This window comes from Centipeda periodontii DSM 2778, assembly GCF_000213975.1.
GTDB lineage: Bacteria > Bacillota > Negativicutes > Selenomonadales > Selenomonadaceae > Centipeda > Centipeda periodontii.
Genome location: NZ_GL892076.1, coordinates 1885899 through 1907497 on the forward strand (window position 1 = coordinate 1885899; position 21599 = coordinate 1907497).

The following is a 21599-nucleotide window of genomic DNA, read 5'->3' on the forward strand; positions in this document are numbered from 1 at the left end:
ACCATAGGTCTTTGTAAACAACGGTCTTCCCTCCCACGTTTCAAATATAAGAAAATTATAACACAAGATGAAGGGGATTGCCTAATGATTCTTTGCAACAAAAAAGAGATTCCAAACGCTAGGTAGGGCGAATGGAATCTCTAAAGAACGAAAAATGCTTTTCTTTGTATAAGCAGCAAAATGTATTTGGAAAAAAATACAATCTACTATAGCCGATTTTCCTTTATATCTTTAATCAAGGCTTCCTTTGTCTCCTCACTAATTGAGTACATTGTCATACGAAACGGAAAGTCCTTGTTTGCAATTTTTCTCATATCGGAAGCAGACATCGGCGTCTTCAATGTTTGGAAATCCATTAGGTTCATATAATACTCATAATCCGTATACCCATCGTAATCCTTCTTTCTTAGCTTTCCATCAGCAAGCCCATAGGCGATGATACCAATGCCGTTCTGATAAAGAAACACACAATCCCCCTTTTGTAATTTTTGGATTTTCTCCATCCAACCGGGATAATAGGCAGCAGCCTTTTTTTCTTGTATCATTTCCTGGGTGCAAGCAGAATCATTACTGCTGTTTGTATTCAGTACAAAGGCACAGCTTTCATAAGCAAGGAAGCCTTCGACCGGAGAATACATATCGAACTCAATAAAATGCTCATTATTAATTTCATAGACCCAATAAGTAATTGCGTCTATCTTTAGTCCATTTCCCCGCCAATAGGAGATTGCCTCAATCGTTTCCTGATCCAATCCATTTGTGACAATAATGAATTTCTGTGTTTGATTAAAATCTTCTTCTTTTATTTTATTGCCATCCGTAAGATCAAAATATTTTGCGTGTACATCAAGTAAGCTCCCATTACCCGTATGTTGTTTCTGATATAAATCATTCAACGTATCATAATCGCTTCTTCCATAAAGCTGCCCATAACGTAATACTTGAAGAAGATTCTCAGACTTCCCAGACCAACGCTTCAATTCAAATATATACAGATTTCCCGTTGCGTCCAAAGCAAGAATATCCGGCTCTTCCTGACGTGGACGCTCTGTAAAAATAGTCATGAGATCATTTGAGTAAATGAGATCATGTATATTTTGGGATATCAAATTCTCCAAATCTTTTTCCGCCCATTGAATATCAGCCAATGTAATCCTTTTCGCTTTTGTGGTTGCTCCTCTATTTTTTCCAGTCGAGAGTTTATACAGCATAATGACAGTCCTTTCATCGTTTCACATACATTTTTCCATCAATACAGATAAATACTATATTTCTAATTTCGACTCTTATATATAGTATTCCTCCTTTTTGACATATCTCTGTCAGGAGAGCACCGCCCTTGATTGACGGGAATCCGTCTGTCTAGATGACTTTATCTTATCAACGATTCTTACATACCTGATAAGTCGCCTTCCTTGCAATAAATACGGCCTCTTCACACTTCTTACCCGCTCTCACTGTCCATATAAGTCGTGCTGCTGGAAAACAAGGGATAATCTCCTGCACTTTTTCTTCCCATTCCAATAGCGGCAGGTTCCGCACCAAGGAAAGTCTGCTGGTACCGTGGTAGAACCATGTTCAAACATTTTTATCACTCCTGTTCCCTTTTAGAATGTCCGTTATAACAGATGCTTTGTCGGTCTTACTACGCTGTTCCATTTCTATGCTCAATGCAACGTCGTACATCATTTCATTTTGGGCATCTTCCCTCTTCTTCTTTTTTAATTCCTCAAAGTCGATGGGATCTTTCTTATCACTTTTTTCATAGTGCTTGATTGTATTCCAAGCATGATATAGCCTGTTTCGGACTTCTCGTCGAATGTGCGCCGGCTCCACTACTGTTACATTCCCCCCCTGCCCCATAACCCATCGGTAAAACCCTTCATTCGGCTGCACGGTGATAATAGCGGAGCAGATTCGTCTGCCGTGCGCGTCACAGCGATTTGTGCGCACTGCCTGGAGCATTTGTTGATCCAAATTGAATCTTTCCATAAGCTCACCGACAAAATCCTCGCAAAAATGGAGTTTTACATCTACTACATCGGAATCATCATGGTACATGTAGAGATTCTCCCGCAGATAACGATCCAGTGAGAATTTTGTCAGGGCAACGCTGTCCAGTACTGCGCGCTCGATATCGTTCGGGTCGCGCTTTTTTTCTCTCTCTATCATTGCCTTCTGCTCCGGCAGGGTTCTTGTCATACTGTAGCGGGGATATTCCTTCATATAGAATATGGGAGTGCGGGGACGGCTAAGAAGGTGAATGCCGCTCCCGATCAAAGAAATCTTAAAATGTGTAAGATGCCTTTTCTTTTCTCCTTTGCAGTCCTTGACCTGTGCACTCCGCCGATCATCTTCCACATAGCCGATCAGATAGCACGCCTCCGAGTCCCAGACCAGGAAGTACGGTGACACAAAAAATGTCTTGGCTGTCCCGGTAGCATCGTCCTTGATGGCGGTAGTGACCTCGACTTTCTCGATGCCGATTCGTCCCTCGAATTTATAGTGGCTATATTTAAAGGCAATCTGCTTCCCTTCCCATATCGCCTTCATGAGTGTCCGAATCGTAGGCAACGTATCCCGCTGGGTCTTACGGCGCATCTGCATACGATAAAGTTGTTTGCTCAGGATATTAAGATGCCCCTCCCCCAAGTCATCGGTCTGATTGAGAAACTTCTCCACAATACGCTTGGTATCGTTGATCGTCAGCGTAGTATTGCGATAGAGCGCCTGAGCTATGATGGAAAATTCTCCGGCATCAAAAAGCACACGGTTGGAATAGTATCCATCTCGCATATTTTTGCAGGTTCGTATGTCATAAAGCCCAGTAGCATTCATATCAGAAATATGGCGACCAATGGTAGACGCCGAAAGAGGAGACATAGGAACACCAGGAAACAGTTCCTGCCAAGCCCCTTCAAGATTCTCTTGCAATTCGACCACTTTTTTCGTGTTTTCGTGACTACTATGTTTTAATGCATCAATCAGAAGAAGCAACTGGATCACTTTTTCGGAATAAAATTTATTCTTCGACATCTATATCTATCTCCCGTCCATATACATCGATACTGAAGTCCAGAAACAGTAAACTATACTCTTTCCTGAGTTTAGTCTATCGCATCCTTGGTTCGTTTGCCAGAGTGATTTCTTTATGTCTATCAAATTTGACGTGGTTAAGGATTATCCTTCCCCATCTACAAAACTCCTGTGCTATGATATGTTTGACCTTAACAGCAGGGAGGTATTACAAATGCTTGTCTATCAAATTTCCTTACAGCTTGCACTGGAAAACGCGCCCATAGAGATAACGGTGATGCACAACAAAGCGCGGCATCCACGAATGAAAGGCAAGGAAGAACCGCCGAAAGTAGACTGGAAGTCATTTAATCAGCAGATGAGCCGAGATTTCTTCAGTTCATCCTTGGCCTTTTTTGCCTATCAGGAAACGGGAGAAACAACCCATTTGGTGGCAATTAGCCATCAATACTTGACGCAGGATCTGGCGGAAGATGAGATAAAATATTCTCTACACAAGACGGGAAATTGTATTTCTTCATGCCAAGTGATAGAGATTCGCGAGACTACAATGTCAGATTGTTGTAACGTACTGTTACAAGGTGAGGATAACGATATGTTGCGTGGCGGTTTTCGTTTCTACTCCGATATAGGACTGTCCACGGTAAAAGATCAGTTGGATCTTACCCGCCGCAAAGACGGATGGCGTATGGAAGAGCATATATCAACGACCATTTGGCAAAAAAAGAACGAGGCGATGTTACATATTCGTCAAATCATGGGACACCGCTCCCTCAAGGAAGAGATGATACGTATCTATCACAGCGGCAATCACAAAACCTTCTTGGAGCACCCTGTCCACTACAGTATCCATGCCTCCAGCCGTCCTGCCGCACAAGAAATGATCGATGCTTTGGTTGGTGGACTTTATGCGAATGGACGTATCCTTTCAAAACGCATAAACTATTTCTGTGATTTCGATGGCGCCAGTGGCAATGAGCGTTCCATCCGAACCCTCTTAGATTCTGCAAAATACACAGCCGTCGCAGCAGAACTCCCTGGCTCTGTCGCTCGTACCGTGCGACCGCTTCGGTTGGGAGCAAGTGAAATGGACATCTCACGATTCTGGCTGGAAGAAACGGTGAAACACCATCGATATACATTATTTATTTTCGTGCAAATATCCGAGGAAGAATGTGATTGGGAAAAGAATTTTGAGCGGGACTTGGCCAATATCGTCGATGTCGTCCCCTTATATGAGGGAAGCGGGGATGAAACGGCTACACGGAACTACTTAAATAACCTATCGACACTCAAAGGCCTCCCCTCTTTCGAGGATGACGATCTTCGGGAAGTCGTTCCGAAAGGAATCTACACACCAACACATGCCATTGAAATCTTTGATCGTCTTTGCAAAATGCGTCTCCATAGGGATTTTTATCCCGCTTACCAAAACATCCATACGCGATCTGCCGGCCTTGGCAAATTGTCCTGCAAGAATGCCAATCCTACATTGCAATTATCGCAAATGGTAGGATTGAGAGAGATAAAATCGCTGGTCGAGCGCATCGTTGCTGCCCATAAGATGAAAAAAATTCGGCGAGGCTTAAATTTGAAGGAAAACAGAGGGGCACTTCACATGGTATTTACAGGAAACCCTGGCAGTGCAAAAACCACGGCAGCAAGATTGCTCACCGGTATCATGAAGGAAGAACAGGTTCTTTCCACCGGCGCATTCATCGAATGTGGGCGCAGTGATTTAGTTGGAAAATACGTGGGTTGGACAGCAAAAATTGTGGCACAGAAATTTCAAGAAGCCTCTGGAGGCGTGCTGTTTATTGATGAGGCCTATGCCTTGGTAGACAGATCCAACAGCTTCGGCACAGAAGCCATCAACACCATCGTGCAGGAAATGGAAAATCATCGAGATGATGTGGTGGTTATTTTTGCCGGTTATCCAGGCAAGATGCAAGAGTTGATCGAAAGCAACGAGGGGCTAAAGAGCCGTATTGCCTTTTATGTTAATTTCCCGGATTACAATACGGAGGAGCTGGTAAAAATCCTCTGCCTCATGGCAAAGGAGCGGGAACTTCGATTGAATCCAGGTATTTTGAGAAAGTGCCGCTGCTTTTTCCAAGAGGTTGTCAAGGAAGATAATTTTGGCAATGGGCGCTATGTGCGAAATCTTTTGGAGGCAGCTATGATGCGCCAAGCTGAACGACTGATAGCAATGTCCAAAAAGCATGAAATCACACGTCAGAAAGCCGTATGTCTTACAATGGAGGATTTCATGCCGATAAAACTTTCGCAGGTGAAACCAAAATCTCAAATGGGATTTCAGATGAGACTCGCAAGTGATACCGTGTAAAGCGAATAGGAGGCGCTTATGTACAAGAGAATACTAGCAATCGGAGATATTCACGGTGAGTGGGATAAGTTCGTGTCACTCTACCGACAGATTGATTTTCAGCCAGGGCGAGATTTGCTGGTTTTTCTTGGGGATTATATTGATCGTGGATCTGCTCCCCTTCATGTACTCAAATGGCTGTTTGCACATAAAAACAACGAGCATATCATCATATTGCGGGGCAATCACGAACAAATGATGCTGGACTACTACCGTGAGGGAGGATGTAACAATCTTTGGCTCTGGAACGGTGGTGATGTAACGCGCGACGCACTGGACGAGGAAGATTCGACATTAAAGGGGGATTTTTTGAGCTTCATAAAGGAACTACCATTATCGTATCGTATCAATGCCAATGGCAAACACTTCTTCTTTTGCCATGCCGGAGTAGATCCCGATATTCCTCTGGAGTTACAGGACGAGGAAACACTTCTGTGGATACGGGAAGAGTTCTATGATTATTATGATGGCGAGGACATCATTATTGCCGGTCATACCAACGTGGAGTATATAGAACAGGGGAAAACTGTGCCCATTATCAGAAACAACATGATTTTAATGGATACCGGCTCTTATATGCCACACGGTCTTGTGTCCTGTGTCGATGTGTTGTCCGGCAGGATCTGGCAGAGTGACGGTGGACTATAAGTTTATGTTGTAGGCGGGCAGGATTCCGCTGACGCTGTTCGATGTCCCGCAAGCGCTCGGACGAAAGCGCAAGCACAAGCGAAACCGCACGAATAGGCGCCTGAAAGGGCGCAGCATAGAGGAGCGTCCTGCCGTTGCGGACAAAGGTACGGAAATCGGACACTGGGAAGCCGACACCATTGTCGGATCACGAAAAGGGCACGGTGCGGCCGTAGTTTCAAAGAGCTTTTCTGCGTGTAGAATATACGTGAGCATCGATAAATTCAGCCCGATCACCTTATATGAGATATATGGGAGGGAAACCTTATGGAAGATCACTTTTTTTCCTACAACGCTATCCAAAAGACATGGCAGGAAACAAATTGTCATGGGCTTTCAGGAACACTGGCAGAGTACGTGCCGCAAATCATCTTGATAGAGAATAAAGAGCAAATGGTTTGGTGTCCTATTCACCATACTTACGAGACCGTGGAAACATTGAGCCACAGCAAAGTAAGTACAACAGACGGCTGTATCTTATCCGGGGCGGTTATTCCCATTGGTGCCATAGATATTACGGCCGATCAAGATGCAAGGCGCGATTTGTTCGATCTTCGTTGGCATATCAGCCAAGAACGGTCACGAGGTCGATTGATGATCGCCGTTGACCGTGTCGTCATTGGTTTGGGGGATGGCTACGACAATCGTCTGGGAAGAGTACTTGTTCCTCATGTCTATGGACGATCCTTTCATAGTATATCCGTCGCGTATGTCAAAGAAAAAATAATAGAAATCGGACTCTGCCAAAAAATTCCCACAACCATACTTATTACAGCCTTGACCAAGCTGCAAGGAATTGCCGAAGAGTATTATGGCGAAAAGATGCCATTCTCTTGGGAAAAAATTGTTTCTTATGGGCAGTATTCCGATCCGGAATGCTTGAAAGCCATGCTCCATTACCCCTTCTCCCCTATACTGTGGCTGATGCGAAACTATTTTAATATCAATGAAAATTATCGCATTGTCACCCGTGATGATCGGCGAGGTTTTTCTAAAATATGCGAAGCTCTTCAGCTCGTGAGCAACGAAGCATTTTTATCTCAGGTGCTAAAAAATCCCTATACGTTTATTCTAAACCTGCGTCTGAGACGGCTGGGCTTTCAAGATGAATGTCTCATCGAATCCTTTTACGGATTAAAAACGTTCTGCGGCAAAGAAATGGATCAAAGATTGGAGGGGGAGTATGTATGGGAAAACAATGGCTTATCCTATGACAAATCACTTTTTGAAGATGATGCCGCCATGGCTGCATTTCGTAAGGATAAGCTATGTTTATTTAACGATTGGGAAGCTCTTTTCTTTTATTGTCAATGGAATTTGCAGCAATCGGGAGAAGATGTATTTTCGCCAATTTTTTATCGTTTGCTTGCCGAATGGCAGCCATGCTACACGGAGGCTCTTCGCTCCCTTCATCGATATTATCTCGATTTGCCATTAAATTTACGTGCATCTGTTTTGGAAAACGGATTAAGCCCACAAATTTGTCTGCATATAAACGAATTATCGGAACCATAACCGCAGCGTTTCTTTCTCTATGGATCGAAACAGAAGCGGCTAAGTGCAGAATTGGGGAACTTCTATCCGGATGATTGTGACACAATAAGGAGGCATACCGCCATGAAACGAGTATTCATTTTTCTGCTTATAGGCTCCGTTCTCTCCCTAGGAGGAATGATTGATCTGCTTAACGGAGGCTTTCCTCTTTCCCCTCTGGTTGTTTTCCTTGGTTTTTATATTGCTTTCTTCCCTTGGAGCGTTCCTTCCCATTTAAGAACAAGCGACTTTGATATCTATAAAACAGAAAATACGACAGCGACACATGAGCCTTTGTTGCTCGCAAGGTACTTTATTGCCATGAGTATTATTTCTCGGCGCAAGGGCATCCTTTCCTTGTTGGAGAAAAATTTTGACACACACTACAAAAACGGTCTTTACCGCATGGGAAAAAACATGATGATTGACGGTATTGCGCCGGAATTTGTTCAACAAGAATTTTCTTCTGTCTCTTATGCGTTACGTCAGCGTTACCGTGAGCAGATCGGACGTATCTTACAAACGGGAAAATACCTCGCAGCAGTCACTGTTATTAGTTGTGTTGGCTGTGGCAGTATGCTTTTATTGCGTGGCGATGCAGCCTTTGACCTTCGCTGCGGTGTATGGATTTGCACGACGCTAATTAGTGCAATATGCGCCATATCTGTTCTTTGCTTGCTTCCTGGCAAAATGCGCCATATTCTGTATCGCCGTAATCTCATTGATCGGCAAATACAGATCGGATTTGATTGCATCCAGCAAGGGAAATCCCCGATCGCTACGGCTCTCAGCCAGATCCCTTATTTAACAGTGAAAGAACAGGCGCATTTTTCTCAAATGCCTCTGCCTGAAGATATCGGAGAAACACAACCTACAGATGACTTTTCCGACGTCGCAGAAAACATCGGGAAATCTATTCGCGAAATTTGCCTTTACCAGCTATGATTGGAACGATGGCGGACATTTGATTTTTGCTTTTCTTTGCATCCGCTCCTTTAACAAAGAACGTCCGGCGTATACGCTTGGATACCTTACGCCGAAGCAGTATCGGGAACGGTTTGCACCTAAGCGAGAGCATGCTGCCCAGACCATCGCGGGTAACGTTTGAAAGGTTTCTATCGGTATTCCGAGTACCATATCTTCGATGGAACTGTATGATATTCAAGGTTCCATAGATAATTTTTAGATTTTTGTGTCCAGTTTTTGTTGACTAGTACAAACCGACGTTTTTGTGCGTGCGCCCCCTCCCCGATCCAGTAATGGCGCGGTTTTAGAGATTTGACCGCCCCCTGGGGACAAGAACGTGTTGCATTTGCTTCACTTTCGCGTTACAATAAACAAAAGGAGGTTATGCACCATGTCCAAGACCGCAACAATCAATATGCGCATCGAACCGACAATCAAAGCGCAAGCTGAAACCGTTTTTTCCAGTTTCGGTATCTCCGTGACCGACGCCATCAACATCTTTCTGCATGCATCCATCATGGAGGGAGGTTTTCCCTTCCAACCAAAACAGCCCCGTTACAACAGAGAAACGCTTCTTGCTATGCAGGAAGCACGCGACATCATGGATGGTAAAATCGAGCCGAAGCATTATCCGTCGCTGTCCGCACTGATGGATGATCTGGATGCGGAGGACGCTCATGCTTGATCTCGTCACCACCACGCAGTTCCGCAAGGATTTAAGGAAGCTACGTAAACGTGGAGCAGATATGCAAAAGCTAGATGATGTTCTGCAAATGCTCTGCGTGGAAAAACAACTGCCCGAAAGGTATCGGGATCATGCTCTGGTTGGTGACTACATTGGTTTTCGTGAATGCCACATCATGCCGGACTGGTTACTTGTGTATGCCATCGACAAAGGAAAACTGATTCTGACCGCTTCCCGCACGGGCTCGCATAGCGATCTCTTCTAGCCGATTCACTGGAGTCGGCTTTTTATTTTGGTGGTTCGTTGTTTTCACATTAATCAACATGTCCTAATAAGACATGAAAAAACCCGAGGGATTCCGCCGACCGAATGTCAACGGCGAAATTTCCCTCGGGTAGAGTTTTAAATAGAGCAACGGATCTCAAATCTACTCAGAATGTGTGTCTTACAACGCCAAAATCTCCGCACGCGTCAAACCGCTCGACTTCTCGATCACTTCGACAGGAACATTCAGCGTAAGTAAGGAACGTGCCATATCGATCATTCCCTCACGATGTCCTTCAATGCGACCTTCCTCACGCCCCTCAGCACGCCCCTCAGCACGCCCCTCCATACGCCCCTCTTCCAATTTCTTCTCTCCAAATTTTTCCATCAGTTCGCACATGGCATTTACCCCCTCTACTTCTGCCTTGTAGAGCTTCCCTTCGCTATCCTCCTCATCCTTGTTCTATTATCATAGTATGCACTGCAGCAAACATTGTCAAGGCTGAAAATTAAGTCGTCCTTATTTCATCATTACATTATATCGTTATCAACGTTACGTCGTTCATTGCCGCTATCAAAATGATACTAGAGGGAAAGGTCCGTGTTGCGTTCGCACGCAATACGGTAACTTCGACTCTTTCACCGACGTATCGAGAAGCCCCACCAATTCAAATCCCGGCAACCCGAATGATACATCCACCTCAACGTCGAATATGACGAATGGAACCGACATACATAGAAAACAGCCCATCCATACGGATGGGCTGGTCATTCATGGAGATTCACATTATTTGTATTTGTTGCTTCGTATACACATTTATAGACGGGCGGTAATCGCAGCCGTCAGACCAAAGATGATGCCCGGAGAATTGGCGATTACGAGCGGCCAGTCGCGATGCTCTTTGAAAAATCCGTATCCGACCCACATCGTGCAGTTGATGAAGGCGACGAACGGCTGAATCCAGTCTCCCTGATGACCGGACAGATTTCCAAGATTCTGTGGAATATAGGAAACGTACATACAGATGGACAGACCGGAGGCAATTACGCCAACGATTTTCATCTTGTTTTTTTCCAGCTTCCTCCCAAATCTGCACAGCCTTCTCTTCCAGATGCTCCGCCTCAGCTTCTGCTTTTTTCAATACTTCTTCCATATCGTGTTCCCCTCCCTCAAAACAGATCAATGATCCTTCAACCCTCAATATTGTACCACACAATTTCTTGACGCATACCACATTCCCCAATGTATACCGATGGAATACCGATATATTCAGAACAATTCTCCCTCGGCGATACGTCCAAGGAGCTCCTTCGACGGGATGAAGAAGAGCTGCCCCTTTTCGGCGGTCGAATACTCGAGCAAACGGTCATCCTGCGTAAACATATTGGTGACCATCTGCCGTGTCACATCCCAGTGACGTGCGTAGCCGATGAAATAGGTGCCGCGCACCCCCTCGCCCGGATTCGCAAAGACGACGTTCATACGCACGATCTTGTGCTCCTCGCCATCGCGGTTGTCCTGCGAGATGATGTTGTGCGCACGCGGATCCTTCTCCTCGTCGGAGAGTTCGAGATCGCTGTATTTCCTGCGACCGACGTACTTCTCCTGCACCTCGGTCGGGAGTGCCCTCCATGCGTCGAGGTCGTGAATGTATTTCTGTGCAAAGGCATAGGAACCGTTGATGAACTCCGGATCCTCCGCACCGATGATCGCCCACTCCTTTGCCTCCTCACCGACGGGATTCTCCGTTCCGTCAATGAAGTCAATGATTGCACGTCCCTCAAGATAGTGAAAGCCATGTGTCTCATCTACAACGTTTACGACAGGACGAAGGAAGCCCATGATCTGATCGACGACGAGATAGCTGGTTGCCGCCTGACCCGCGCGCACATGAAGAAAGAGATCGGCAGGTGTCGTAGGTGCTGTGTGATGTACTCCGTTTACCCCCTTGAAATCCTCAAGTTCCTTCGGCTTCTTTGCCGTTGGAAAGAGATATTCCCACGCACGGTTGCTGAACCCAAACGAGAGCTTCACCGTCTCCGGTGCGACGCGGATGTTCATCGAGCGCTGAATCGCCTCCATCCGATCTGCCATATCGGCGATGATCTCCCGCTCCTTCTCAATATCCTCGCGTTTCAGTGAGAGCATAACGAAAATGACGCTCTCCCCCGCATCCTTGAACACATCCTGCGCAAGATTTGCATTGACCTCCATAGGTCTCCCTCCTATACCATAATACATCCAACTTCCGCTTTGATTGTACGCTGTTTCTCCATGCAAGGCAAGAAAAAAACTATCGACAGAAGGAAAACACCTCTGATGCACCGAATACCTCATGCAGTAAATTATACCTCGTAGCAAGAGAATTGTTTCTACAAAATGGGAGGGATCCACAATGACAGATCTGCCAAAGATCGCGCTTGGTACATGGGCATGGGGCAACGATGGCACATTCGGCACAAACTACACAGAGGAGCAGCTGCGCCCCGTCTTTGACGATGCGATGGCTCACGGGCTGAATCTCTGGGATACGGCGTACGCATACGGCATGGGCACATCGGAGCAGATGCTCGGTGCATTCCTCAAAGGACGTGCACGCGACTCCTACCTGATCGCGGACAAGCTCACGCCACAGTGCTTGGATCCGTCCTCGGACACCCCCGTGGCGGATATGTGGGAAATGCAGCGGAAGATGCTCGGCGTGGAGACCATGGACATCTACTGGCTGCATAACACAACAGAAGCTCCGCGTTGGATTGAACGCATAGCGAGGTTCTTTGAGGGCAAAGCCGATGCGCCGATGATCGGTGTCTCAAACCACAATCTCACAGAGATCAAGGAGGCGGACAAAATCCTTCGCGCGCACGGGCGAAAACTCGGTGCGGTACAGAACCACTACAGTCTCATGAACCGTTCCTCCGAGGAGTCGGGGATTTTGGACTACTGCCGCGCAAACGACATCCGATTCTTCTCGTACATGGTGCTCGAGCAGGGTGCGCTCTCGGGGCAGTACAGCACGCTGAATCCTATGCCGAACAACTCTGAACGTGCAGCAATCTACAATCCCATCATGGATAAAATCGAGATGCTGAACACTTCGCTCAAACTGCTCGCAGACAAGTACAAGGTCAGCATCGCGCAGATCCCCCTCGCATGGGCAATCAACAAGGGCACGCTGCCCATCATCGGTGTGACCAAAAAGAGCCATGTCACAGATGCCGTGCAGGCAATGAAGATAACCCTCACAACAGAGGAGATCGCGCTGATCGAGAGCACGGCAGACAAGCTCGACTTCAACACCATACGTTTATGGGAAAAAGAGATGATTTAAGGAGCCATTGACAAAATGAAGACTGCCAGATTGGCGTAGATTTTTTCGTCCGAACAAGGAGGCATTGAGCGGGCAAAAAAGATACGTCCAGATGGCAGTCTTCATTTTATCCTATTTTTTATGTGTCCGGTTTCATTTTACAATGAACCACTTCATTTTATGCTTTCATTTCGTCCTGTCATGGCTGCCGCGAGTGCTGCGCCGAGGGCGGAGCCGGCGTTTTCTAGGATGATCTTGACGTTGACTGCCTCGTCCAAGAGGAGGGTGTCGAGCACACCACGCAGGTGATGTGCGACGAGCGGGACTTTCTCATAGACGGAGCCGTCAACGGCGACGAATTGGTTCTCGAGCTCGTTTTCGCCCATGCGGTGCTGAATGATCGCGACGAAAGTCGCCCCAACGATGCGTGCGGAACGGACGATGACGGCGGTTGCGAGCTCCTGCAGCAGGGCGCGTTCGGCGGCGGTGAAGGTCATGCTCGTCTTTGCCTCGATGACCGCACCTGCCGCATGGCGGTCGAGGTAGGCATCGGTGATGATCTCGGAGAGCTCGATGCTCGAAAATGGATAGATCCCGTCCGCACTGAGGAGATCGGCAAGTGCTGCACCGTAGAGCGTTCCGAGGTAGCGTCCCGACACCATCTTTTCCAGACGCTGTGCGCCGGGCTGCTCGGATTCCCTATCGAGGATCTCATCGTATTTGGAGAAGGGCAGCTTCCCAAAGCCGCCCGACTCCATGTTGATGACGGTCGACGGCTCACTGCCGTCCGCGAATTCCTCGTAGTAGCAGGTGTTCTGCCCCGTGGCGTAAATCGATCCGATGTAGGTGTGCTCGTGCTTGTACGCCGCCGCGAGCAGTACCGCGACCGTATCGTTGATGACGGCGACAGGTGTGACGTTGGTCATGCCGCGCCGTGCGAGTGCCTCCTTGAGGAGGTCGTTGACAACCTTGCCCTCGACCCCCTGCGTGGCGAATTCCTTCGTCCAGACGATTAGCTTCGCGTTGTTGAGGTTGGTCTGCTGTGAGGGGAAGGAGAAGGTATGTCCGAGGAGATATTTCGTCTCCCGATTCCCGTCGATTGCTTCGTCGATGATGGAAGCGAGGAAGTCAAACAGTTCCTCTGCCGTCGCATCCGCGCTCACGTAGTCATAGACACCGGGGAGTGTGAGCGGCTTTGCGACCCTGCTCAGCACCTCGTATTCGCCGCTGCCCTTGAGGAGGATGCGCTGGGCGCGAACGTTCGTGCCGCCGAAGTCGAGCGCGAGGAAGGAACCTTGCTCCTTGCCGCTCGGAAGCCCTGCATAGGAGCGGAGCATACGGAGCGTTGCGCCCTCTTTGCCGGCGAGCCCCGCGCACATATCGGCGCGGAAATCATCGGCGATCTTGCGGAGAGCATCGTCGTCCAAGGTAAAGGCTGCCTTTATCTCGTCAAATTTTTCACGATCAAATCCCATGATAACTCCTCCCAGTTGGAACAGTTTCTGTGTGACGGTCTTTGGCAGTGCGAAGCCCCAAAGCGAACCCTAGTGGAGCAAACGGGGAAAGCGTGCGACCCGCCCCCGGCGTACTTCTTTCGTTCAAGCGTAGCGCGTTTAAGAAGTGCGCCGGTATTTAGGCGGACGAGCACGCGACCATTTGCGCAACGAGGTGTTCGCGCGGGGCTTGTACTGCCCTAAATCTGTTTCCTATATTCCCTTTTAACGGAAGTGATCGAGCATCGCCCCGACGCTCGGAAACACCTGCTTTGCCTGTGCCTGAATCTCAGGGCGCGCCGTGGTGAGAGAGTAACCATCCCATGCCTTCAGCATCGGCAGGTCATTCGTCTCGTCACCGATGGCGAACACCTCTGCGCCGTCCCATCCCATGACAGAGAGGAGGGTATGGATGCCCTGATCCTTGCTGATGCCGGCGGGCGTGATGTCGAGACTGCACGCATTGGGGAATGCGTGAATCTTGTCACCGAGTTTTGCGTTCAGCACCGCCGCGCATTCGTCGGACAGCGCGGGCTCGTGGAAGCCAAGCGAGAATTGCTGAATCCCCGTCAGTCCTCCGATCTCACTCTCCTCGATGTAGACGATGGGGAAATCCCAGTCCTTTGCCTCGCGCTCGATCCACGAACCCTCGGAATGGTGGCAGAGGTAGGTCACATCTGCCGCAGAGAAGGCGAAGTGGAAAGATTTCTGTGCGCTCGACTCCGACGCAATCGCCGTGAGCGCACTAGGATCAATCTCCGCCTGAAATCGGACGGCTGCATCCGCACCCCGTATGATACCGCCGTTGTTGCAGACGGTGTAGTCGAACTCCACACCATACGCCTCAAGCTGCGGGACGAGCATCCCATAGTCGCGTCCCGAGATGACGCCGAACTTATGCCCTGCGGCACGCCAGCGGGCGATGCCCGCCTTCGTCTCCTCGTCGATTTTGCCGCCCCGGAGGAGCGTGCCGTCGTAATCGCTTGCCGCTACCTTCATTTTACTTCCTCCTCATAGACAACCGCTTCGAGCGGACGGAGCGCAGCCTTTGGTGCATCTGCATAGCTGCCGATGAGACGCACGCCCTTCAAAAATCCTGCGGGAAGCTGCGCCTCCTCTGTAGAGAAGTTGACCGCCGTTACGATGCGGCGATTGCCCGCCGTGCGTGAGAACGCATAGATCTGCTCGTTGTCCGCAAGCAATTCCTCATACACGCCGTCGAGGAGTACAGGCTTCGTCTTGCGCAGACGGACGATCTGCTTGTAGTAGGAGAGAACAGAATCCGCATCCGCTTGCTCTGCCGCCGCATTGATTGTGCGGTAGTTCTCGTTTGCAGGCAGCCACGGCGTGCCCGTCGTAAAGCCCGCATTTTTCGACGTGTCCCACTGCATCGGCGTACGTGCGTTGTCACGGCTGTTGAAGTGGACAAAGGACAGAGCCTCGGCGGGACTGAAGCCTTCTTTGAGCGCAAGCTCGTACTGACCGTGGGAGGAGATGTCATCGTATGCCTCAATCGTATCCCACTTGACATTGGTCATGCCGAGCTCCTCGCCCTCGTAGATGAAGGGCGTACCGCGCAGGGTCATGAGAATGGTTGCGAGTGCCTTTGCGGCGAGCCGTGTATCCCCGCCGTGCGGGAAGAAGTAGTTGACGGAGCGTGCGCGGTCATGGTTCTCGAAGTAGATCGGGTACCAGCCCTCCTTGGCAACGCCCGCCTGACTCGCGGAGAGTGCGCCCTTGAGCTTTGTGAGCGGCCACGGGAGCATCTTCGACCAGCATTCGCCACCCTCGTATGGGACGAGGACGTGCGCGAACTCGAACAGCATCGAGAATACGCCGTTCTCGCCGACCCAGTCGGGGAGCTCTGCGACCGAGACACCGTTTGCCTCACCGACGGTGAAGATGTCGTGCCCGTCAAAGACCTCCCTGCGGAACTCGTGGAGGAAGTCGAGGATGCCGGGCGTGTTCGCCGTCATCGTGTGGACGCTCACCATACCGTCTGCCGCATCGGGCGTGCCGTCCTCAAAGACAGCGGGCTTCTTGATGTAGGTGATCGCGTCGATGCGGAAGCCGCCGACTCCCTTGTCGAGCCAGAAGTTCGCCGCCGCAAAGAGGGCTGCGCGTACCTCCGGGTTCTCCCAGTTGAGATCGGGCTGCGCCTCGGCAAAGGTGTGGAGGTAGTACTGCCCGCGCTCTTTGCAGTACGTCCACGCAGAGCCGCCGAAGATGCCGCGCCAGTTCGTCGGCGCACTGCCGTCCGGTTTCGCATCGCGCCAGATGTACCAATCGCTCTTTGCGTTATTGCGGCTTGATTTCGACTCGATAAACCACGGATGCTGATCGGAGCTGTGGTTGTAGACGAGATCCATGACGATGCGGATGTCACGGCGCTTTGCCTCCGCGATCAGTTCCTCCATGTCGGCAAGCGTGCCGAACTGGGGATTGATGCCCGTGTAGTCGCTGATGTCATAGCCGTTGTCGACCATGGGCGATGGATAGACGGGAGTGAGCCAGAGTGCACCCGCGCCGAGATCCTTCAGATAGTCGAGCTTCTCGGTGATGCCGCGCAGGTCGCCCGTGCCGTTTCCCGTCGTATCGTTGAAGCTCTTTGGATAAATCTGATAGACAGCGGTGTTCTGCCACCATTTCGTTGCTTTCATCGGTGTTCCTTTCTTAGAACGTCAGCACAAGAGTTTCGCCCGCCTTGGCGTCCATGTCCGTCATCTTCTTCATGAGCGGATATTCAGCGGAGTTCGTGACCGCCATGATGACCGTGTCCTGATAGCCCGCCGCATGAATCACATCGCGGTCGAACTTCACGAGCGGCGCACCCGCCTTGACACGATCGCCCATCTTGACAAGCAGTTCAAAGCCCTTGCCCTCGAGTTTCACTGTGTCCACGCCGATATGGATGAGGAGTTCCGCGCCGTTGTCCATACGGAGACCGACCGCATGGCGGCTGTCCTCCATGACCATCGTGACCTCGGCATCCGCAGGAGCGACCACAACGCCCTCCGTCGGCTCGACCGCAACGCCGTCGCCCATCATCTTCTGCGAGAACATCTCGTCCTTGACCTCGCTCATATCGATGATATGACCCGTTGTAGCAGCCGTAATGGCAAAGGACTTCTCTGTGCCGACCGCGACCTCGTCCACATCGGAGGCAGGAGCGGTCATGAGCGCCTCGAAGCGCTCGCGGATCTGCGGGACGGAGAGACCGACGATGACTTGGAATGCATGACCGTTGCGGACAAGACCATGTGCGCCCGCCTCGGTGAATGCACCCGTCGGAGCGACGAGTTCGGGATCGTTGACCGTGACGCGCAGACGCGTTGCGCAGTTCGTCACGTCCTTGATGTTTGCCGCGCCGCCGAGACCGTCGAGGAAGGCGCGCGCCTTGACATCGCGCTCATCGAGCTTCATGCCGGGAGCGGCTGCCGTAGCACCTGCTGCACCCGCCTGTTTTGCCTTGTAGTCCGCCTTCGTGAAGAGCTTGTCCTCTACGCCGTCGTCCGTGCGGCCGGGTGTCTTGTAGTCCTTGAGCTGAATGACAAAGCGGAAGACGAAGAAGTAAATCGCGGTGAAGCACAGTCCCACACCGATCTGCATGAGATACGTCGCATAGTGATACGGGAAGAGCGGAATCCAGTTCTGCACGAAGCAGTCAATCAGACCGCCGCCGAAGTTGCCCGAGAGCCCGATTGCGTAGAGCGTTGCAGAAAGCGTCGCCGAGAGGATGGCGTGCAGGAGATAGAGAAGCGGTGCAACGAAGAGGAAGGTAAACTCGATCGGCTCCGTGATGCCGCAGAGAACCGCCGTGATGGTCGCGGGGATGAGAAGGGCGGCAGTCTTCTTGCGCTTTTCGGGCTTCGCACACATATAGATCGCGAGTGCCGCGCCGGGCAGACCGAAGACCTTGCCGCTGCCGTGGAGGGCGAAGCCGCCCTCGGGAAAGAGTTCGCGCAGGGACTGACCGCTGACCATGAAGTCATTGATGTGTCCGAGCCAGTATGCCTGGATGCCGCCGTCGACAACCGCAGGACCGAACATGAACGGGAGATAGATGAAGTGATGCAGACCTGCCGGCAGGAGCATTTTCTCCGAGAACGTGTATGCCCAGACGCCGAGGATGCCGCTGGTCTTGAGGAAGAACTGGAACTGCTCGATGGCGTGCTGTACCGCCGGCCAGACGATGCAGAAGAGAAGTGCCATCGGGATCATAACGACGAAGCCGATCGCCACGACGAACGCGGGACCTTTGAAGATGCCGAGCCAGTCGGGGATGTTCGTGTCATAGAAGTGGTTGTGTAGGAATGCCGTGCAGCAGGCGATGAAGATCGCGCCGAGCATACCCATGTCGAGCGTCTTGATGTTCGCGATCATCGCGAGCCCTGTGCCGGGCCCCGCCTGTTGGCTGTAGTCCACGCCAAATGCGCTGCCGTGGAGCGTGAGGAACGCGGAGATGAAGTAGTTGAACAGCATATAGATGACAAATGATTCCATCGCACAGCGCGCGGGTTCCTTTTTTGCAAAGCCGATCGGCACGGCGATGGCGAAGAGAATGGGCATCTGCGCAAACACCGTCCACGCACCCTGTTCGACGACGAACCAGAAATCGTACCAGAGTGTACCCTGTGCGGCGATGCTGCCGAGCAGCCCCTCGTTCTTGCAGACGATGGACACCGCCACCGTAAGTCCGAAGAATGCAAACAGAATGACGGGCGTATACATCGCGCCGCCAAACCGCTGCATGTTCTGCATGATGACATCCTTGCTGAGTGCCATGTGCGTTCCTCCTTATCCCAAAAACCAAACCCCTGCGGCAGGGAAGCCCATGCTTCCCGAGAATGAAACTGAAACTAATATGAAATCCGTTGTCTATAAGATAGCGTAAAAATGCCGCGAACGCAATAGCTTCGCGGCATTTGGGAGAGATGTACGGAGACTGTACTGTGGTACATGGGATGAAAAATGTTACAGGCAGATTTTGTGAGTATGGGGTATCATGCTCTCTTTTCGTCATTTTTCTGTCAACTCCTGCACATAAAGCCGATAATGTACGTACCATATTTCCAGCAGCAGGAAGTAGGCGAGCATGGATTTGAACTGCAGCCGCTGCTCGTTCTCGGGCAAATCGAACGCGGCGGGCGTGACATAGAGGTTTTCGCTTGAGCGGGAGGCGAGCGTGTTGTGCCGCATCTCTGTGATGGAGAGGATGGGGACGCCCTTGAGGCTGAGCCGGTCGGCGAACTCCACGACGCGCTCGCTTTCGCCTGAGAGGGAGACGAAGATAAAGAGGTCATCGGGACCCGCCGCTTGATAGACGGAGTAGAATTCCTCGCGGCCTGCGATCTCGTAGATGAAGATGTTGTCGTAGACGAAGAGGCGCTTCAGCTCCTGCATGACATTCGTCTGCACATAGCCGGAGGCGTATGCAAAGATGCGATGCGCCTCGTGGATGAGGCGGCTTGCACGCGTGTAGTCGCGCCGCATCAGCTCGCGCCATGTCTGATCGTAGAAGCTGCCGAGCGAGCTCCTTATATCCTTTGCGGGAATGGGCTGCGACGTGCTTTCCATGCGCATGAATGCCTTCATCTCGCCGAACCCGTCAAAGCCGAGCTTCTGCGCAAAGCGCACGACGGACGCGCTTGAGACGGCGCATGCACGCGCAAGCTCATGGATGGAGACACGGCTTGCCGCCGTGCGGTTGCTGTCGATCCAGCGCCAGATGCACCGATCTGCATCGCTGAGATCGCGCAGGTGCGCGTTGATTCGTTCCGTAAGCTGCATCTCGTTCTCTCCTTATAACATAACTTATTTTCTGTTGATTCCCTGCATACAAACAGGGCGCAATTCACTGTTCTTCGGGCGCTGTGGTTTTTAGGACATGGTCTGTGCGACAAAAACAAGGATTTCGTTCTTATCATGTACCTCAATCTGCCATAGAACATTGACCCCATCCGCAAAACGACCGGCGATGGCTTCCGATTTTTCCATCACATCGAACATGGAAAGGTCCTTTGAGCCTCTGAAAATCAGCTGTACGCCCCGCGCTGCGCTGTTCCGCACAGGCATCTCCTCCCACGGGAGAATTGCTCCCGAGATCCATCGCAGATTCCCCTTTGTCGATGCAAGAAGCGGTAAAACATCGTCCCATGTCGCACCCACTACTTGAGATCGACGCGGCGCCCACAAGCCCGACCCACAAATATAAGCCTTCGCAGAATCGGCATCCACAAAACAAAGAACAGCAGGTCTTGCGCATCGGTCACCGTCATCCTCCTGCAAGGCAGCCAACCGCTCTGCGCAAGCGATAAAGTTTTCCTCAGAATCCGTGCGGTAGACACAAAGGACATCCTGCTCTTTTAGCACCGCAGTCGGCAGGCTTTTTGCCTGCACGTCCGAAATCAGCATGGTATTCCGCCAAGCCACCTCATCGATGGACGCAGAAGCCTCATGCTCCTGTTCCTCGTTCGGATAAAAGAGATGCACGGGCATACCGCATAGGGATTCCCCCTTCTCTGTACGGGAATAATAGTGAGCGAGTGCAGAAAACACGCTCTCATCCGCACAGGTAAGTCGGATTCCTCTGTCCATCTCATTGTCCGAAGAAGTATTTTCTTCCTCTTTGAACATTTCCTCAAACATTGTTCTCCCTCATTTCAGTCAAGATCGGATTTTCCTCAAAGCCCTATACAAATATCACTGTACTATAAAAATCATATCGGTCATATCCTCCTCTATTGCCTAAAACCATCTTTAGTATGCATCGATTTTTTCAAGTGTCGCCCAAGTCTGAACATAATCCATGCTGTTTGGCAATCGCTTCATATCCTCTCTTGCTGATGATAGTATAGCATATCTGATGTTAAAATTTTTACCTTTCGAGATGTTCAAAAATTTAGATGGGTTTGTGTGGTGTTTGATCAAAGATATTTTACCAGATTGGGAGTGTATATTCTGCTTTTTTTTGCGTTCGATTTCATTTTACAATAAACCACCGAATTTTTTTGAGACAAACAGGAATAGTGCCATACCGCAGAGAACTGTTCACTTCATGAGGTTACGAAATGATATAATGGAGGGCTGTATGATGAAGATTGAGCACGTTGCTATGTATGTGAATGATTTGGAGGCAGCCAAGGAGTTCTTCGTAAAGTATCTGAACGGCACTGCCAACGACGGTTACCCCAATGCGCCGTAAAGCCCCGCCCTTTAGGGCTGGGGATATAAGGCGT

18 protein-coding genes and 1 pseudogene are annotated in these 21599 nt (G+C 50.2%); 8 read left to right on the forward strand and 11 right to left on the reverse strand.

Going from position 1 to position 21599, the window contains the following annotated elements:
- Positions 1-206 precede the first annotated feature (206 nt).
- Both HMPREF9081_RS08575 and HMPREF9081_RS08580 read right to left on the reverse strand, forming a co-directional pair.
- The gene (locus HMPREF9081_RS08575; RefSeq protein WP_006306779.1) at positions 207-1211 is read right to left on the reverse strand and encodes a PDDEXK family nuclease; all 1005 of its coding nucleotides are present in this window, start codon (positions 1209-1211) and stop codon (positions 207-209) included.
- Between the two features lie 367 nt (positions 1212-1578).
- A complete protein-coding gene (locus tag HMPREF9081_RS08580) occupies positions 1579-3036 on the reverse strand; it encodes a helix-turn-helix transcriptional regulator (RefSeq protein WP_006306780.1) in 1458 nt (485 codons plus the stop codon).
- Positions 3037-3250: 214 nt separating this feature from the next.
- On the opposite strand from HMPREF9081_RS08580, the gene HMPREF9081_RS12810 reads away from it, so the two are divergent.
- From HMPREF9081_RS12810 to HMPREF9081_RS08610, 6 genes are all read left to right on the forward strand, one after another.
- The gene (locus tag HMPREF9081_RS12810) at positions 3251-5383 is read left to right on the forward strand and encodes an AAA family ATPase (RefSeq protein ID WP_050795021.1); all 2133 of its coding nucleotides are present in this window, start codon (positions 3251-3253) and stop codon (positions 5381-5383) included.
- An 18-nt stretch (positions 5384-5401) separates the two neighbouring features.
- The gene (locus tag HMPREF9081_RS08590) at positions 5402-6070 is read left to right on the forward strand and encodes a metallophosphoesterase family protein (protein WP_006306782.1); all 669 of its coding nucleotides are present in this window, start codon (positions 5402-5404) and stop codon (positions 6068-6070) included.
- Between the two features lie 306 nt (positions 6071-6376).
- Complete coding sequence (locus HMPREF9081_RS13930) at positions 6377-7624, forward strand: hypothetical protein (protein ID WP_006306783.1); 1248 nt, start codon at positions 6377-6379, stop codon at positions 7622-7624.
- 102 nt (positions 7625-7726) lie between these two features.
- Positions 7727-8587, forward strand: a complete 861-nt coding sequence (locus tag HMPREF9081_RS08600; protein WP_006306784.1) for a MotA/TolQ/ExbB proton channel family protein — start codon at positions 7727-7729, stop codon at positions 8585-8587.
- A 412-nt stretch (positions 8588-8999) separates the two neighbouring features.
- The gene (locus HMPREF9081_RS08605) at positions 9000-9293 is read left to right on the forward strand and encodes a type II toxin-antitoxin system RelB/DinJ family antitoxin (RefSeq protein WP_006306786.1); all 294 of its coding nucleotides are present in this window, start codon (positions 9000-9002) and stop codon (positions 9291-9293) included.
- Positions 9286-9558 carry a type II toxin-antitoxin system RelE/ParE family toxin gene (locus tag HMPREF9081_RS08610; RefSeq protein WP_006306787.1) on the forward strand — a complete coding sequence of 91 codons (273 nt, stop codon included), beginning with the start codon at positions 9286-9288 and terminating at the stop codon, positions 9556-9558. Before HMPREF9081_RS08605 ends, HMPREF9081_RS08610 begins: the two co-directional genes overlap by 8 nt.
- A gap of 180 nt (positions 9559-9738) precedes the next feature.
- On the opposite strand, the pseudogene HMPREF9081_RS08615 reads toward HMPREF9081_RS08610, so the two are convergent.
- The 3 genes and pseudogenes from HMPREF9081_RS08615 to HMPREF9081_RS08625 all read right to left on the reverse strand — a co-directional run.
- Positions 9739-9987, reverse strand: a pseudogene (locus HMPREF9081_RS08615) (nuclease); the annotation flags it as partial.
- 387 nt (positions 9988-10374) lie between these two features.
- A complete protein-coding gene (locus HMPREF9081_RS08620; RefSeq protein WP_006306789.1) occupies positions 10375-10620 on the reverse strand; it encodes a membrane protein in 246 nt (81 codons plus the stop codon).
- A gap of 207 nt (positions 10621-10827) precedes the next feature.
- Entirely contained in the window at positions 10828-11772 is a 945-nt protein-coding gene (locus HMPREF9081_RS08625) for a Dyp-type peroxidase (RefSeq protein WP_006306791.1), read from the reverse strand.
- A 181-nt stretch (positions 11773-11953) separates the two neighbouring features.
- On the opposite strand from HMPREF9081_RS08625, the gene HMPREF9081_RS08630 reads away from it, so the two are divergent.
- The gene (locus HMPREF9081_RS08630) at positions 11954-12889 is read left to right on the forward strand and encodes an aldo/keto reductase (protein WP_006306792.1); all 936 of its coding nucleotides are present in this window, start codon (positions 11954-11956) and stop codon (positions 12887-12889) included.
- Positions 12890-13041: 152 nt separating this feature from the next.
- Here HMPREF9081_RS08630 and HMPREF9081_RS08635 read toward each other — a convergent pair whose 3' ends face one another.
- The 6 genes from HMPREF9081_RS08635 to HMPREF9081_RS08660 all read right to left on the reverse strand — a co-directional run bounded on the left by HMPREF9081_RS08635 (position 13042) and on the right by HMPREF9081_RS08660 (position 21009).
- On the reverse strand, positions 13042-14343 hold the full coding sequence (locus tag HMPREF9081_RS08635; RefSeq protein ID WP_006306793.1) for a hexokinase family protein: 1302 nt from the start codon (positions 14341-14343) through the stop codon (positions 13042-13044).
- Positions 14344-14586: 243 nt separating this feature from the next.
- Positions 14587-15360, reverse strand: coding sequence for an HAD-IIB family hydrolase (locus HMPREF9081_RS08640; RefSeq protein WP_006306794.1), 774 nt, complete (start codon positions 15358-15360; stop codon positions 14587-14589).
- A complete protein-coding gene (locus tag HMPREF9081_RS08645) occupies positions 15357-17021 on the reverse strand; it encodes a glycoside hydrolase family 13 protein (RefSeq protein ID WP_006306795.1) in 1665 nt (554 codons plus the stop codon). The genes HMPREF9081_RS08640 and HMPREF9081_RS08645 overlap by 4 nt, the downstream gene beginning before the upstream one ends.
- Positions 17022-17034: 13 nt before the next feature.
- Complete coding sequence (locus HMPREF9081_RS08650; RefSeq protein WP_006306796.1) at positions 17035-19146, reverse strand: alpha-glucoside-specific PTS transporter subunit IIBC; 2112 nt, start codon at positions 19144-19146, stop codon at positions 17035-17037.
- A 234-nt stretch (positions 19147-19380) separates the two neighbouring features.
- On the reverse strand, positions 19381-20151 hold the full coding sequence (locus HMPREF9081_RS08655; RefSeq protein WP_006306797.1) for a MurR/RpiR family transcriptional regulator: 771 nt from the start codon (positions 20149-20151) through the stop codon (positions 19381-19383).
- A 90-nt stretch (positions 20152-20241) separates the two neighbouring features.
- Positions 20242-21009, reverse strand: a complete 768-nt coding sequence (locus HMPREF9081_RS08660) for a hypothetical protein (protein ID WP_006306798.1) — start codon at positions 21007-21009, stop codon at positions 20242-20244.
- A gap of 442 nt (positions 21010-21451) precedes the next feature.
- Between HMPREF9081_RS08660 and HMPREF9081_RS14755 the strand changes: the two genes are divergently transcribed.
- Positions 21452-21565, forward strand: a complete 114-nt coding sequence (locus HMPREF9081_RS14755; protein ID WP_342621210.1) for a VOC family protein — start codon at positions 21452-21454, stop codon at positions 21563-21565.
- Positions 21566-21599 lie beyond the last annotated feature (34 nt).